Origin of the sequence: Sneathiella sp. HT1-7 (genome assembly GCF_020731145.1) — a bacterium.
Taxonomy (GTDB): Bacteria; Pseudomonadota; Alphaproteobacteria; order Sneathiellales; family Sneathiellaceae; genus Sneathiella.
Genome location: NZ_JAJFZN010000003.1, coordinates 15,065 through 28,643 on the forward strand (window position 1 = coordinate 15,065; position 13,579 = coordinate 28,643).

Genomic DNA, 13,579 nt, shown 5'->3' on the forward strand with positions numbered 1-13,579 from the left:
GACATGAGGAGCGAGATATGACCGAGGAAAGCAAAGTTCATCCCTATATCGAATGGGCCAAAAACCGTCTTGACGAAATGGATGCGACCTTATCCACATTCGAGAATAAGGCTGGGGAACTCGGCGATGACGTCAGTGGCAAAGCGAAGGCGGTGCTTTCTGATATGGAGGCTCAGCGTGACTCCTTTAAAGATTACCTCGACAAGAATATGCAAAGTGCTGAGAGCGTCTGGGAAGAGCAATCAGAAAAATTGAAAAAGGACTGGAAAGCCTTTGAGGAAGATGTCGAAACTTATGTGAAAACCACTAAGGATAACGCAGAGCAATATGAGGCAGCATTCAAGGCGAGGGCAGATGTACAAATGAAAGCTTGGCAGTCTGCGTTGAGTGACGCATTTAAGGCAGCAGCCAAGTTTCCAAATGAGCGAAAAGCGGATCTTGAGGATGCGGTCAGGCAAATGAAAAGTGACGCAGAGGATGCGGAAGCGCGGCTTGAGGCTATGAAAAAGGCGGGGCAGGAGTCTTGGTCCGCGTTAGATTCGGCATTGTCGGATTCCCGAAAGGCGTTCGACAAGGCGACCGAGGACATGCAGAAGGCGTTTAAGCGGGCTTTGAAGTAGGGCAGTGCGTGGGTGAAATGATGAAAACTCCCGCGCAAGCAAATGAGAAGGGCCAAATTGTCGCCATTCGCGGTGGCATCGTCGATATTCAGTTTTCCGGCAAGATACCAAGGATCCATGATCTGCTGAAAGCCGGGGAAGTTTCCATCGAAGTCGCGGACCTTGCCGAGCAGGGGGTGGTGAGGGGTATTGCACTTGCGCCGACGCATGGTCTTGGCCTTGGGATGGAAGTAGTTGCGACCGGCTCTCCAATTCTTGTTCCTGTCGGGGATGCAGTACGCGGGCGGATGTTGAATGTCTTTGGCGAACCGGTAGATGGCAAGGAGCCCGTTGAGGCGAGCCAGAGAGTATCCATCCATAGTCCGCCGCCAAATTTGACGGATAGGGTCGTGCGCGCAGAGGTTTTGCAGACCGGGATCAAGGCGATCGATCTGCTCTGCCCGATTGAGCGCGGCGGAAAAACAGGTCTCTTCGGTGGCGCGGGTGTTGGTAAAACCGTTCTGATCACGGAGCTTATTCATAATACGGTTAGTATTCATAAGGGTGTCAGCTTGTTCTGCGGCATTGGTGAGCGATCCCGCGAGGCGGAGGAGCTTTACCGCGAAATAGACCGGGCAGGTGTGCTGGATCAAACAGCAATGCTGTTCGGACAGATGAATGAGCCGCCGGGTGTTCGCTTTCTGATTGGGAAGACAGCGCTTACTATGGCTGAATATTTTCGCGATGAGAAGCATCAGGACGTATTGCTGCTAATCGATAATATCTTCCGCTTCGTTCAGGCTGGGTCTGAAGTCTCGGGGCTTCTGGGCCGTATGCCATCCCGTGTTGGTTACCAGCCGACGTTGGCGACAGAACTTGCGGAACTCGAAGAACGGATCGCCTCTACTAAATCGGGGGCAATCACATCCATCCAAGCGGTTTATGTCCCGGCTGATGATTTTACCGACCCTGCCGCCGCACATATTTTCTCGCACCTTTCTGCCTCGGTAGTGTTGTCGAGAAAAAGGGCGAGTGAAGGGCTTTATCCCGCAATTGACCCACTCGCGTCGACATCCACCATGCTTTCCGCGAATACCGTTGGGCAGCGTCATTATGACATCGCGCGGGCGGTGCGACGGACCCTGGCCGATTATGAAGATTTACGCGATATCATCGCTATGCTCGGGCTTGAGGAACTTTCAAGTGCGGATCGCATGACTGTCGCTCGCGCACGGCGGTTGGAACGATTTTTAACTCAGCCGTTTTATACGACTGAGGCTTTTTCAGACCAGAAGGGGCGGCGTGTCTCTCTTGAGGAAACCTTGGATGGGTGTGAGGCGCTGCTTGGTGAGACGGAATTCTCTCATTCGGAGCAGGATTATTACATGATCGGCGCGTTAAGTGAATTGAGGAAAGCCTCATGACCGACTCGGCCAGCATGAGCATCACGCTACGCCTTCCAGCGCGAGTGTTCTATGAGGGCGCCGCCTGCAAACTTTCTGCAAGGTCGGAGAACGGAGCATTCGGTATACTGCCCGATCATATAGATTTTGCGACGGCTCTGGTTCCCTCCGTCCTCATGCTGACCGCTCTGGATGGAGAGGAGCTGGTTTTCGGAGTTGATGAAGGAATTATGGTCAAGCGAGGTCGGCAGGTGGATATCTGCGTGCGGCGTGCGGCGCGGGGAACGACGCTTAGTAGTCTCGAGATGATCGTTCGAGACGAATTCATTGATCTTGACGATATGGAACGATCGGCGCGATCGGCGTTATCGCGGCTGGAAGCGGATATGGTGCGTCGGTTCATGGAACTCCGGGAGCAACGTCAATGACGAAAGCTCTGAAAAGGCCTGACAAGGTAGTAGAAGATATCGGACGTCGGGCCCAGCGGATAGAAGAGGCGCGGAATGCGCCGCCCTCTAGCCCATTACGCGGTCTTGGGGTTTTCGGCATGATCGGCTGGTCCGTTGCGGTTCCGACGGTCGGTGGGGCCTTCCTTGGCGTTTGGCTTGATCGCGTTGCACCGCAAAACTTTTCCTGGGCAATCGCCCTGATTATTGCCGGCGCAATTGTCGGGATGGGGATAGCCTGGCGCTGGGCAATCCGTGAAGGGGGCGAGGAATGAGTTGGAATAAGCTGGACATAAGAGAGAAAGGACGACGATGGACGTGATCGATTTAGCTGTTGGTGCGGCCTTTGGCATTGTTGCCGGTATTCTCTTTTTTGCCGGTCTCGGACTGGGCGTCCGAATAGCACTTAAGGGCGGGAGGCCGGGACCGATCCTTCTTATGAGTACCGCGCTCCGGATTTCACTGTTGTTACTGAGCGGCTGGGCCGTGGCGCAGTGGGGACTTTGGAGCGCAGTCGGTTTTGGTGTGGCGTTTTTGGTTGCGCGCTATGCCATCGTCACCTGGGTCCGTGCGCCGATCGGACGGGAGGGGTAGCGATGGAACTCACACCTGATGCTCATGTGGTTTTTACGGCTTTTCGCATTCCCATTAACGCGACCATTTTTAATACCTGGATCGTGATGGCGGTGTTGACAGTTGTCTCGATGATTGTGACCTGGCGGCTGCGGCCCGATGCGCCACCAACCCGCTGGCGCACCGCGCTTGAAGTGATTGTTCAGGGCATTGAAAAGCAAATAAACGAGATCACCCGCCGGCCGACTGGGCGCCTGATCTATTTCGTTGGCACGCTCTTCCTGTTTATCGCTGTGTCCAATCTGCTTCTGGTCGTACCGGGGTTCGAACCGCCGACGGCATCCCTCTCTACTACCGTCGCGCTTGCCTTTTCGGTGTTTATTGCGGTGCCCATATTCGGCATTGCGCGTCAGGGCATCAGGACGTATCTCAAGCGCTATATAGAACCTTCTTTCGTCATGCTGCCATTTAATATTATCGGCGAATTTTCGCGGGCGCTGGCACTTGCCGTCCGTCTTTATGGCAACATCATGAGTGGCGCGGTTATCGCGGTTATTCTGCTCAGTGTTGCGCCGTTCTTTTTCCCGGTGGTGATGGATATGCTGGCGCTGCTCACCGGCTTGATCCAAGCTTATATTTTTGCCGTGCTCGCCACGGTCTACATTGCCGCCACGACAGAAGGTGACGGAAAAATGACTTCCACAAAGGAGGAATGAATGACTGAACTAGGTATTATTGCAGCGGTCTCGATTTTTACTGCGGGACTGACTGTTTCCTTCGGCGCCCTCGGGCCAGCTCTCGGTGAAGCTCGTGCGGCAGCGCAGGCGCTTGCCTCCATTGCCCAGCAACCGGACGCGGCGGGTACTCTGTCACGAACGCTTTTCGTCAGTCTCGCGATGATTGAATCGACAGCCATCTATTGTTTTGTTGTGGCGATGATCCTGATTTTTGCCAATCCCTTCTGGAACGCAGCGCTAGCCGCCGCCAAAGTTGCAGGCAGCTAGTCCATGTCAATCGATTGGGTCACGATTGCGGCGCAGCTTGCCAATTTCCTCATTCTGGTCTGGCTGCTCAAGCGCTTCCTCTATCGGCCGATCCTTGATGGGATCGATGCACGAGAGGCGGAAATCTCGCAGCGCGTTGCTGAGGCAAAAGCCGCGACAGAAAAGGCTCATTCGGTAGAAGCCGAACATCGATCTGAGCTTGAAAAGCTCCATGCTCAAAAATCCGAGTTCCTTGAAGCCGCCCGCACAAAAGCAGCAGAGGAGCTGGAGAAGCTCGAAGCCGAGACACAGGGTCTTATCGAGGTGGATCGAGCGAACTGGCAGGCGGAAATGACTAAGATGAGAGCCGACTATGCAGCTGATCTCAAGGCGGCTGGCGCGGGTGCCATCCTGTCTCTGACCCGGAAGGTCCTTAATGATCTCGCAAACGCCGAACTGGAGGACTACATTGTCGCGCATCTTGAAGGCAAGCTGCCCGAGCTTGGGCAGGAACTTCAGGCATCCTCGGGGACGAGCGAAAAAGCTGTTGTCCTGACCAGATTCAAACTGTCCGAAAAATCCCGCACCCGGTTTACGAAAAGCTTTCACAAGCTGGTTGCGGGCGTGCCGCTGAAGTTCGAGACGGACGGGGATCAATCACTTGGTGTCATTTTACAACTTGGTGGCGCGCGGATCGGCTGGACGATTGAGAGTTATATCGACGGGCTTGAGGGGATGCTGGAAGAACGTCTGGCGACGCAAACGATACATCGAAAAGGTGGATCATGAAACTCCCCAGCAACAATGGTCTGGCCGGTTCGGATGCGCTCGCTCTTATCGGAGAACTGATATCCGGTCCCTCACCACAGCCTACCGTCAATGAAATTGGCAAGGTATCGGAGGTTAGCGCCGGGATTGTCATGGTATCCGGGCTTGGTCGGGCGCTTTCGGACGAACTTGTAGTTTTTGCGTCTGGCGTGAAGGGCATTGTTTTTGATCTTGAACCGACGCGGCTAGGGGTGATCCTTTTGGGGCCTTCAGATAATGTTGCAGTCGGTGACGATGTGCGCCGGACGGGCAAGGTGGTGAGTGTGCCAGTGGGCGAAAAGCTGCTGGGCCGGGTTGTGGATGCGATGGGAAAGCCGTTGGATGATCTGGGGCCAATAACGGGCGTGCAGTTGCGACCGGTGGAAGCGGACGCCCCGGCAATCCTTTCCCGCGTTGAAATTACGCGCCCTCTGTCGACCGGTCTAAAGGCGATTGATGCGGCGGTACCGATCGGCCGGGGACAGCGTGAACTGATTATCGGTGATCGGCAGACCGGTAAAACTTCAATCGCTGTCGATGCCATTCTCAATCAGGCGACGACCGGTGTGATCTGTATCTATTGCGCCATTGGCCAACGCGGCGATGCCGTTGCGCGAGTCATTGGCGCGCTTAAAGACAGCGCGATGATGGAAAATACCATTGTCATGGTGACAAGTGGTGAGGAAACGCCGGGGCTGAGCTATATTGCGCCTTATGCAGCGACGACAATGGCTGAGTATTTTTCTGATCAGGGACGCGATGTTCTGGTTATTTATGATGACCTTACGCGCCATGCGCAGTCATACCGGGAACTTTCTCTGCTGTTGCGTCGGCCGCCGGGACGGGAGGCCTACCCCGGCGATATTTTCTATGTTCATGCCCGCCTCCTAGAGCGGGCCGGACAGTTTTCCGCGTCGCATGGCGGGGGATCGTTAACGGCACTTCCCGTCATAGAGACACAGGCTGGCAATCTTTCCGCCTATATTCCAACTAACCTGATTTCCATCACCGATGGTCAGGTCTATCTATCGCCTCATCTGGTTCGGAAGAACCAGTTTCCCGCCGTTGATCTCGGGAAATCCGTTTCTCGCGTTGGCGGTAAAGCGCAGAGCCCGGCATTTCGGGAGGTCGCCGGGAATATTCGTGTGACTCTATCGCAGTTCGAGGAACTGGAAAGCTTCGCCCGCTTTGGCACCCGGTTGGATGAGGAGACGAAGAAACGCCTGATGCGGGGAAGCGCGGTTCGCGGGGCCCTCCGACAGCCCGAACGTGATCCGATCCCTGCACCTGAACAGTTGACGATCCTGCTGGCGGCAATGAACGGTCTGCTTGATGGCATTGCCGAAAATGAAATGGCAGCGGCGATGACAGCGTTGCGCGAGACGGCGCGGATCCGGCTTGGCCTAGTTGCCGATAGGATCATGGCACTAGAAAAGCTTGAAAAAGAAGATAAGCAAACCATCCTTGACTTCGCACGGGACGCGCTTGCCGAATTTGAAAAAGGGGAGGGTGATGGCACAGACCCTTGAAACGCTAAACCATCGCATGTCAACCTTGCAAAGCATCCGCAGTATCGTGCGGACGATGAAGACGCTCTCTGCCGTGAACGCTGCTCCTTATGATCGCGCGGCGGCCTCAATCAAGGCCTATCATGAGACCGTTCTGCAAGGATTGCAGGTTTTTGCGATGTCTGCGCGGCTCCCTGATATAAGCGTGGATGTGGATCGCCATGCGCCGAAAATTGCTCTGGTTTTCGGCTCGGACCACGGTCTTTGCGGCGGATATAACGAGACCGTTGCCGCCGCAGCCAAGGCGCATGTGGGCGCAAATAGTTGGCATATTCTTGCTGTTGGGGCACAAATGGAGGATGCGTTGTGCGGCCTTGGACTTGACGTTTCGAACCGCTTTACACCGCCAGCCTCGCCCGATGGTATCGGTCGGCTTGCGGGCGAGATTTTGGTAGCGTTAGATGAGTATCGCGCGCAGATTCAGATGAGCGAGATTGCCTTGACGTTGATCTATATGCAGCGGAGCGGCCACATTCTTCAGGCACCGAAGGCGCAAGAGTTACTGCCGCTCTCTTCCACATTCCTGACGGACCTTGCAAAACGGCCATGGGAATCCCGCTCCTTACCAATCCTGATGATGGATGATGCTGCAATTTTTACGGCACTGATCCGAAATCACCTTTTTGCCAGCCTGTTTCGCGCTGCCGCCGAGGCCATTGCAACGGAAAATGCTGCTAGGCTTTCCCTCATGCAGCAAGCAGAACGGGCCATTGATGATCGCCATGAGGAAATGCTTCAGGCTGTCCGGTCCGCACGCCAGTCAGAGATTACCAATGAGCTTCTCGATGTAATCACGGGATTTGAAGCATTAAAAAAGAAAAATTCAAAAGACAAAGATTCGGGCGGCAAGTTACCGCCGTTCAGCTAATTCTTGCGTCGGAAAAGCTAACGCCGCGTTTTTAGATGACAAAATCCACGCCAATCTTCATCTCGCAGAGGCGAGTGTTGCCCTGAAACGAGCTAGGCCGAAAGTGAAGAAGGCTACCCCAATCACTGTAGTTGCCAGCAGTTGAGGCCAAACAATCTCAATCCCCGCGCCACGATATAGAACGGCCTGCGCGAACTTGATGAAATGCGTGGAAGGCAATACCTGTACTGTGTTTTGCAGTGCCTCTGGCATGCTTTCCAACGGTGTGATACCTCCCGATAACAGGTTCATTACAACGAAAACCGGGATAGAAAGTAACCCAAACTGTGGCATCGTTGTCGCTAGCGTCGAAAGCGTAATACCCATTGCGGTTACGGCAAAAAGATATACGGCGGAACCAAGCGCAAAGAGCGCAATCGAACCGACGATGGGTATCCCGAGTAGCCCCTGTACGACAAAATGCAGCGAGAGCACCGCCGCAAGTACAATCACCAACCCATTTGCCCAGATTTTGGCCAACATGATTTCGCTGGAGGTAACCGGCATCACCAGCAGATGCTCGAGGGTTCCGTGCTCACGCTCGCGGATTACGGCGGCGCCGCTCAGGATAATTGCGAGGATTGTGAGGTTGTTGATGATCTGCATCACAGCCATGAACCAAGTGGAATCGAGGTTTGGGTTGTATTTAGCTCGCACCCGTAAATCGACTGGTAAAACCACAGCGCCACTGGATCTACTAACAAATTTCAGCAGTTCGGCATTGACGATGCTGGAAATGTAAGTTGCCCCGTTACCGGCAATCGTCATCGCGGTCGCATCGACGTTCAACTGGATTTCAGGAATGCGTCCTGATAACACGTCTGACTCAAAATCAGGGGGGATATCCAGCACAAAAGTGTATCGGCCCGCGTCCATGCCCGGATCGACCGCGCTTAAATCAATCACCTCCGGCGTTTTAAAGTACGGGGGCAGAAACGCTCCGGTGATCTGTCCCGACAGTTCCGACCGATCCTCATCTACAACAGCGATGGACGCATTGTGCAGCTCGGTCTGTACTCCGTGGGCGACGGTGTAGATCGCAAATGTGAAGGTGTAAAAGATCAGGCCCATCAGCACCGGGTCGCGCAGAAGGCTGAATAATTCCTTTACGCCCAGGCGGTATATGTTGGTAATCCAGCGCATGGCTCAGGCCTCCTGCTTACGCAAGAATACAGTTGCGGTCGCCAAGAAGAGGATACAAAATCCGGCAAGGATCAGATGATTGGGAAGCAATATCGCGAAATCGAGACCTTTGTTGAAGACTCCCGCGCTAATCTGCTGAAAATAAAGTGCAGGGAAAGCCTGACCGATGAACCGCGCGCCGCCTTCGAGGGTGGAGACCGGATACATCATGCCCGAAAAATTGACGGTTGGGATCATGACAATAATCGCTGTCGCAAAAATCGCAGCGATTTGGGAGCGAACAAATGTCGATACGACGAGGCCAAATGCCGTGGCAGCTGCCGTGAACAATAGCGCCCCGACGACCAATGCCAGAAAGCTGCCCGGCATTCCAATACCAAACACTGTAAGCATCAGGACAACAAGGCTAACGAAGCTAACCATTGCAACGCCAATATAGGGTAGTTGCTTTCCGAGCAGGAACTCGATTTTATGAACTGGGGCTGCATAAAGATTGACGATTGAGCCCATTTCCTTTTCACGCACTACGCCGAGTGCTGTAAGCATGGCCGGGATCATGATTAACAGCATCATTAGCACGCCGGGCGGTATCGCATATTGCGAACGGAATGCCTGATTGTAGCGGAAGCGGGGTTCAACAGTCGCAGGGTAGTAGCTTGGTATCTCACCGTATTCCCGCATTGATATATCACCTAAGTGCGAATACAGCGCACCCTGTAGATATCCGCGTCCTGTTTCTGCACGCGTCGTATTCGACCCGTCCAGCCACGCACCAATTTCTGGTGTTCGGCCCGCCAAGAGGTCTCGGCCGTAGTTGGGGGGGATGACTATCGCAAGCGAGATATCACCGGCTTTCATGCGGCGATCCAGTTCGGCGAAATCCTTTATCGGGGGTCGTTCATCAAAATAGCGCGAACTCGAAATTGAATCGAGCAGCATCCGGCTTTCACGGGACTGGTCTTGATCTAATGTTGAATAGGACAAGTTCTCGACATCAAAAGTGATGCCGTATCCCATCGCCAGCATTAGGGCGATCGGGCCAAGCAGTGCGAAAACCAGCCGAATTGGATCGCGCAGAATTTCCATGGTCTCGCGCCGGGCGAATGCCCAGATACGGGAAGGGGACACCCATCCGATTTTGGCGGCGCGCTGACCGGTCGTCGTGGGAAGGTCAAGTTCTTCATTGGGTGTATTATCCTCGGCGCCAGCCTCCTTTAAATAAGCAATAAATGCTTCTTCGAGTGTCGCGGCATCGCGCTGCTGACGCAATGCATCGGGAGTACCCTGAGCCAGAACTTTACCCGCGTGCATCAGCGAGATGCGGTCGCACCGCTCGGCTTCGTTCATGAAATGGGTGGAGATGAAAATCGTCACACCGTCCTTGCGTGATAACTCGATCAACAAAGCCCAAAATGCATCACGAGCTATTGGATCAACGCCGGAAGTTGGTTCATCAAGGATCAGTAACTCGGGCTTATGCAGAACCGCCACAGCCAATTGGAGGCGCTGGCGCACGCCTAGTGGAAGACTTTCAGGCATAGCATCCGCCACGTCGCTTAGATCAAATCGTGTAATCAGTTCGTCGACACGCACATCGCGGCTTGCGCGGGGTAAGTGGAACAAATCGGCGTGCAGTGCCAGATTACGTCGTACCGATAATTCCGAATAAAGAGAAAAAGATTGCGACATGTACCCAACGCGCCGTCGTGTCGCCAAGCCATCGGTGCCGACGGGTTTGCCGAAGAGCTTTGCATCGCCTTCGGTTGCCGTCAAAAGTCCGGTCAAGATCTTCATGGTCGTGGTCTTACCGCAGCCGTTTGACCCGAGAAAGCCAAAAATCTCGCCTGGCTCAATGCGGAAACTGACTTGGTCGACCGCAGTAAAGTCGCCAAAACGCATAGTCAAACCGTCGGCCTCAATAGCAAGTGGGCCATCCTGAGCTTTGCGCGAAGGCAGCGTAATAGTTTGATGATCCTGCCTATCTTCTTCAGGCAATAGCGCGATAAACGCTGATTCAAGTGTATCGGTGCCAGCCTGTGACATCAATTCTTCTGGCGTTCCGATAGCGAGGATGTGGCCTGCATTCATGGCAATCAGGTGTTCGAACCTCTCGGCCTCCGACATATAGGCCGTTGCGGTAATGACGCTCATGCCGGGACGCCGCGCGCGAATGCGGTCGATTAGTTGCCAGAACTGTTGGCGTGATAGAGGATCGACACCGGTTGTCGGTTCATCGAGGATCAGTAAATCGGGATCGTGGATAAGTGCGCAACAAAGCGAAAGCTTTTGCTTCATTCCTCCGGAAAGCTTGCCTGCCGGGCGATCCATGAAGGGCGCAAGTCCCGTGCTCCTCAGCAGATCAGTGATGCGTGTGGTGCGTTCCTGAGCCGACTGGCCGTAAAGACGACCAAAAAAATCTATATTTTCAATGACTGAAAGTGTCGGATAGAGGTTTCTCCCGAGTCCTTGCGGCATGTAAGCGATGCGTCTGCAAACCCCATCACGATGCTCCCGGTCACTCATCGAGCCGTCGAGCACTTCTACCGTACCGTTTTGTAGTCGACGCACGCCCGCAATCAGTCCCAGAAATGTGGACTTTCCGACACCGTCAGGTCCAATTAAGCCAACCATTTGGCCCATGGGGATTGCAACCGACACATCCTCAAGCGCTGCGGTCGCCCCGTAGCGGTGGGTTACGCTGGTGAGGGTGGCGACCATGTCGGAAGCCGATTTAGTCATGGCAGTTTAACTGTCAGCATTTCCGGCCATTCCGCGTCTGGAGAAACGCGGACAATGGCAAATCCGGGAACGCCAGTTTTCACTACCTCTTGATATTTCTCGAGAACTTCTGCCGGTATTTGCAATTTGACGCGAAATGTCAACTTCGCGCGTTCGCTTTCGGTTTCAACATACTTGGGAGTGAACTGCGCCTCGGAGGCGACGAATTCAACAGATGCCGGGATCACATATTGTGGTGCGGCATCAAGGATCAGCCGTGCTTCGGCCCCAAAGCGGAGCCGGCCCGCATCATCAGTGGGTAGATAAACATCCATATAGACATCTGTCAGATCAAGCAGGGTGATTACTTTCCCGCCCGCCGCGAGAACCTCGCCGGGCTGGGCTAAGCGATATTGCACACGGCCGTTTCTAGGGGCGGTCAAAGTATAGTCAGCGAGATTTGCCCTCAGGGCTGCGACTTTCGCCTCCGATGCTTCTATTGCTGCCTTGGCAGAGGCAATTTGAGCATGCGCGGTATTTAGTGCCGCAATCGCGGTGATCTCTTGTGAACGTCTCTGATCCAACGTCTGTCCGGTTGCATATCCGCGCGATATCAGGGTCTCTGTGCGCTTTAACTCAGCTTGGGCAAGGGTCACTTCGCCCTCACGCTGAGCGACCAAAGCCTTTGCCTGCGCTAGCTCCTGTTCGGCCTGACGAGTTGCCGCTTCGGCGGCACGGATTTCTGCTTCTAGCTCAGTGGAGTCAATGCGAGCGACAACATCACCGGACGCAACCATTTGCCCTTCGTCAGCCAAAACTTCAGCAATCCGTCCACCAAATTTGAGAGCAACGTCTACTCGCTCCGCCTCGATTCGCCCATTGGCGCGGACGAACCCATCAGGTAGATCGCTTTGCTGTTGTTGCCACCAGTAATAACCCCCAGCCGCAACGGCAACAACCATGACACCGATCGTCAGGATGGTTTTTAATTTCATTTCATGCCGCTCCCTTAGAGAGTAGGATTTAGTCTGGCCTAACAAACCGGATATGCCAAAGCACCGAACCGAATGATAACATAGGCTGAGTGTACTGGCTCAACATTGATTGTGGTCAAAGGTATTTAGCAGAAAAGGGCGGAAAATTCAGTGGTCATTCATACAACGGCACTTGCATCTCGGTAAGCTCGCCGCTTAAAATCAATAGATAAATTTTAGCCAAGATTCACTGCACCTAAATAAGCCTTACTAATAAATAATCTGGAGATGGACACTCGCATTTCAGGAGGTGTTCATAGATGAAAATTTCAGTATTCCCTGAAATGCCCCAAGACTGGAAAGGAAGCAAAAATGCCGGTTAGCGACTATCAGATGATTACAGCTTGGACTGAAGTTCTGAAACTTTCAGAGCTGCAGAAAGGCCAAATAGTTACCATTCTGACGTCGATTAATACGCATCCACAAACTCTTTCAACGGCGACAATCGCGGTTCAGTCTTTTGGGGCGATCGTTAGCAGGATTGATTTGCCCCCCGTGAATGGGGAAAAAGCATTAAGCCGCGACCCGCTTGCTTATTTGGGCACGACTCCATTGACTGGTAACACTGCGGTAATTGAGGCCCTCAAGCAAAGCGACATTGTTCTGGACTTGATGACATTGTTGTTCTCGCCTGAACAAATGGAAATTCTTGAAACAGGAACAAAGATCCTTCTTGCGGTGGAGCCACCGGAAGTTTTGGCGCGTATGATACCAACAATTGAAGATAAAAGTCGTGTCCTGAAAGCAAAGAAAGTATTTGAACAAGCCCGTGTCATGAAAGTAACCTCTCCCGCCGGAACCGACCTTACCTGTCAATTAGGGGAATTTCCGGTGATAGGAGAATATGGTTTCGTGGACGAGCCTGGACGATGGGATCATTGGCCAAGTGGTTTCCTTTTCAGCTTTCCCAATGAAGGCGGCAGTGAAGGGCGGATCATTATCGATAAAGGTGACATTCTGTTGCCGCAAAAATCTTACCTTCAAGAATCAATTATTGTTGAAATGTTAAACGGTTATGCTGTCGATATCAGTGGCGGTTGGGAAGCGGAGTTATTGTCAGAATATATGGACTCGTTTAAAGACCCAGAAGCCTATGCCATGTCGCATATAGGCTGGGGACTGCAACCTAGGGCAAAGAGATCGACACTGGGTTTATATGACCGCGAAGCGACGATTGGTATGGATGCGCGGGCTTACGAAGGTAATTTTCTCTTTTCTCTGGGTCCAAATAACGAGGCGGGAGGCTCGCGCACAACGGCCTGTCATATGGATATCCCGCTCCGAAATTGCACAGTATCACTTGACGGTGTCGAAGTTGTCCGTGACGGCAAAGTGCTTGATGAGGCCTTTCAATAATAAATCAGAACGTGCCACGTCTTGTGACGAGTAAAAGGCTTT

Annotated in this window: 14 protein-coding genes; 11 read left to right on the forward strand and 3 right to left on the reverse strand. The window is 53.4% G+C overall.

What is annotated here, in order from left to right; all coding sequences use genetic code 11:
* The first annotated feature begins 17 nt into the window (after positions 1–17).
* The 10 genes from LKE13_RS09875 to LKE13_RS09920 are packed head-to-tail and all read left to right on the forward strand — an operon-like array spanning position 18 to position 7,247.
* Positions 18–620 carry a hypothetical protein gene (locus LKE13_RS09875; RefSeq protein ID WP_227950789.1) on the forward strand — a complete coding sequence of 201 codons (603 nt, stop codon included), beginning with the start codon at positions 18–20 and terminating at the stop codon, positions 618–620.
* A gap of 20 nt (positions 621–640) precedes the next feature.
* Complete coding sequence (atpD, locus tag LKE13_RS09880) at positions 641–2,023, forward strand: F0F1 ATP synthase subunit beta (RefSeq protein WP_227951911.1); 1,383 nt, start codon at positions 641–643, stop codon at positions 2,021–2,023.
* On the forward strand, positions 2,020–2,430 hold the full coding sequence (locus tag LKE13_RS09885) for a F0F1 ATP synthase subunit epsilon (protein WP_227950791.1): 411 nt from the start codon (positions 2,020–2,022) through the stop codon (positions 2,428–2,430). The genes atpD and LKE13_RS09885 overlap by 4 nt, the downstream gene beginning before the upstream one ends.
* Positions 2,427–2,723 carry an AtpZ/AtpI family protein gene (locus tag LKE13_RS09890; RefSeq protein WP_227950793.1) on the forward strand — a complete coding sequence of 99 codons (297 nt, stop codon included), beginning with the start codon at positions 2,427–2,429 and terminating at the stop codon, positions 2,721–2,723. Before LKE13_RS09885 ends, LKE13_RS09890 begins: the two co-directional genes overlap by 4 nt.
* A 37-nt stretch (positions 2,724–2,760) precedes the next feature.
* Positions 2,761–3,042 (forward strand): ATP synthase subunit I, encoded by a 282-nt coding sequence (locus LKE13_RS09895; RefSeq protein ID WP_227950796.1) that lies wholly within the window; start codon positions 2,761–2,763, stop codon positions 3,040–3,042.
* A gap of 2 nt (positions 3,043–3,044) precedes the next feature.
* Positions 3,045–3,737 carry a F0F1 ATP synthase subunit A gene (locus LKE13_RS09900; protein WP_227950798.1) on the forward strand — a complete coding sequence of 231 codons (693 nt, stop codon included), beginning with the start codon at positions 3,045–3,047 and terminating at the stop codon, positions 3,735–3,737.
* Positions 3,738–4,025: a F0F1 ATP synthase subunit C gene (locus tag LKE13_RS09905; protein WP_227950800.1), complete on the forward strand. Its 288-nt coding sequence runs from the start codon at positions 3,738–3,740 to the stop codon at positions 4,023–4,025. It abuts the gene before it with no gap.
* A 3-nt stretch (positions 4,026–4,028) separates the two neighbouring features.
* Entirely contained in the window at positions 4,029–4,793 is a 765-nt protein-coding gene (locus LKE13_RS09910) for a hypothetical protein (protein ID WP_227950802.1), read from the forward strand.
* Complete coding sequence (locus LKE13_RS09915; RefSeq protein ID WP_227950804.1) at positions 4,790–6,340, forward strand: F0F1 ATP synthase subunit alpha; 1,551 nt, start codon at positions 4,790–4,792, stop codon at positions 6,338–6,340. The genes LKE13_RS09910 and LKE13_RS09915 overlap by 4 nt, the downstream gene beginning before the upstream one ends.
* The gene (locus LKE13_RS09920; RefSeq protein WP_227950807.1) at positions 6,324–7,247 is read left to right on the forward strand and encodes a FoF1 ATP synthase subunit gamma; all 924 of its coding nucleotides are present in this window, start codon (positions 6,324–6,326) and stop codon (positions 7,245–7,247) included. Before LKE13_RS09915 ends, LKE13_RS09920 begins: the two co-directional genes overlap by 17 nt.
* Positions 7,248–7,304: 57 nt before the next feature.
* On the opposite strand, the gene LKE13_RS09925 is transcribed toward LKE13_RS09920, so the two are convergent.
* The 3 genes from LKE13_RS09925 to LKE13_RS09935 are packed head-to-tail and all read right to left on the reverse strand — an operon-like array spanning position 7,305 to position 12,142.
* Positions 7,305–8,429 carry an ABC transporter permease gene (locus tag LKE13_RS09925; RefSeq protein ID WP_227950809.1) on the reverse strand — a complete coding sequence of 375 codons (1,125 nt, stop codon included), beginning with the start codon at positions 8,427–8,429 and terminating at the stop codon, positions 7,305–7,307.
* A gap of 3 nt (positions 8,430–8,432) precedes the next feature.
* The gene (gene rbbA, locus LKE13_RS09930; RefSeq protein WP_227950811.1) at positions 8,433–11,168 is read right to left on the reverse strand and encodes a ribosome-associated ATPase/putative transporter RbbA; all 2,736 of its coding nucleotides are present in this window, start codon (positions 11,166–11,168) and stop codon (positions 8,433–8,435) included.
* Positions 11,165–12,142: an HlyD family secretion protein gene (locus tag LKE13_RS09935; protein WP_227950813.1), complete on the reverse strand. Its 978-nt coding sequence runs from the start codon at positions 12,140–12,142 to the stop codon at positions 11,165–11,167. Before LKE13_RS09935 ends, rbbA begins: the two co-directional genes overlap by 4 nt.
* Before the next feature lie 351 nt (positions 12,143–12,493).
* Between LKE13_RS09935 and LKE13_RS09940 the strand changes: the two genes are divergently transcribed.
* A complete protein-coding gene (locus LKE13_RS09940) occupies positions 12,494–13,537 on the forward strand; it encodes a 2,5-dihydroxypyridine 5,6-dioxygenase (protein WP_227950815.1) in 1,044 nt (347 codons plus the stop codon).
* Positions 13,538–13,579 lie beyond the last annotated feature (42 nt).

Bases quoted from the DNA above. Each gene is read 5' to 3' on its own strand.
- LKE13_RS09875 (WP_227950789.1), top strand. From the start codon at position 18: ATGACCGAGGAAAGCAAAGTTCATCCCTATATCGAATGGGCCAAAAAC.
- atpD (WP_227951911.1), top strand. From the start codon at position 641: ATGAAAACTCCCGCGCAAGCAAATGAGAAGGGCCAAATTGTCGCCATT.
- LKE13_RS09885 (WP_227950791.1), top strand. From the start codon at position 2,020: ATGACCGACTCGGCCAGCATGAGCATCACGCTACGCCTTCCAGCGCGA.
- LKE13_RS09890 (WP_227950793.1), top strand. From the start codon at position 2,427: ATGACGAAAGCTCTGAAAAGGCCTGACAAGGTAGTAGAAGATATCGGA.
- LKE13_RS09895 (WP_227950796.1), top strand. From the start codon at position 2,761: ATGGACGTGATCGATTTAGCTGTTGGTGCGGCCTTTGGCATTGTTGCC.
- LKE13_RS09900 (WP_227950798.1), top strand. From the start codon at position 3,045: ATGGAACTCACACCTGATGCTCATGTGGTTTTTACGGCTTTTCGCATT.
- LKE13_RS09905 (WP_227950800.1), top strand. From the start codon at position 3,738: ATGACTGAACTAGGTATTATTGCAGCGGTCTCGATTTTTACTGCGGGA.
- LKE13_RS09910 (WP_227950802.1), top strand. From the start codon at position 4,029: ATGTCAATCGATTGGGTCACGATTGCGGCGCAGCTTGCCAATTTCCTC.
- LKE13_RS09915 (WP_227950804.1), top strand. From the start codon at position 4,790: ATGAAACTCCCCAGCAACAATGGTCTGGCCGGTTCGGATGCGCTCGCT.
- LKE13_RS09920 (WP_227950807.1), top strand. From the start codon at position 6,324: ATGGCACAGACCCTTGAAACGCTAAACCATCGCATGTCAACCTTGCAA.
- LKE13_RS09925 (WP_227950809.1), bottom strand. From the start codon at position 8,429: ATGCGCTGGATTACCAACATATACCGCCTGGGCGTAAAGGAATTATTC.
- rbbA (WP_227950811.1), bottom strand. From the start codon at position 11,168: ATGACTAAATCGGCTTCCGACATGGTCGCCACCCTCACCAGCGTAACC.
- LKE13_RS09935 (WP_227950813.1), bottom strand. From the start codon at position 12,142: ATGAAATTAAAAACCATCCTGACGATCGGTGTCATGGTTGTTGCCGTT.
- LKE13_RS09940 (WP_227950815.1), top strand. From the start codon at position 12,494: ATGCCGGTTAGCGACTATCAGATGATTACAGCTTGGACTGAAGTTCTG.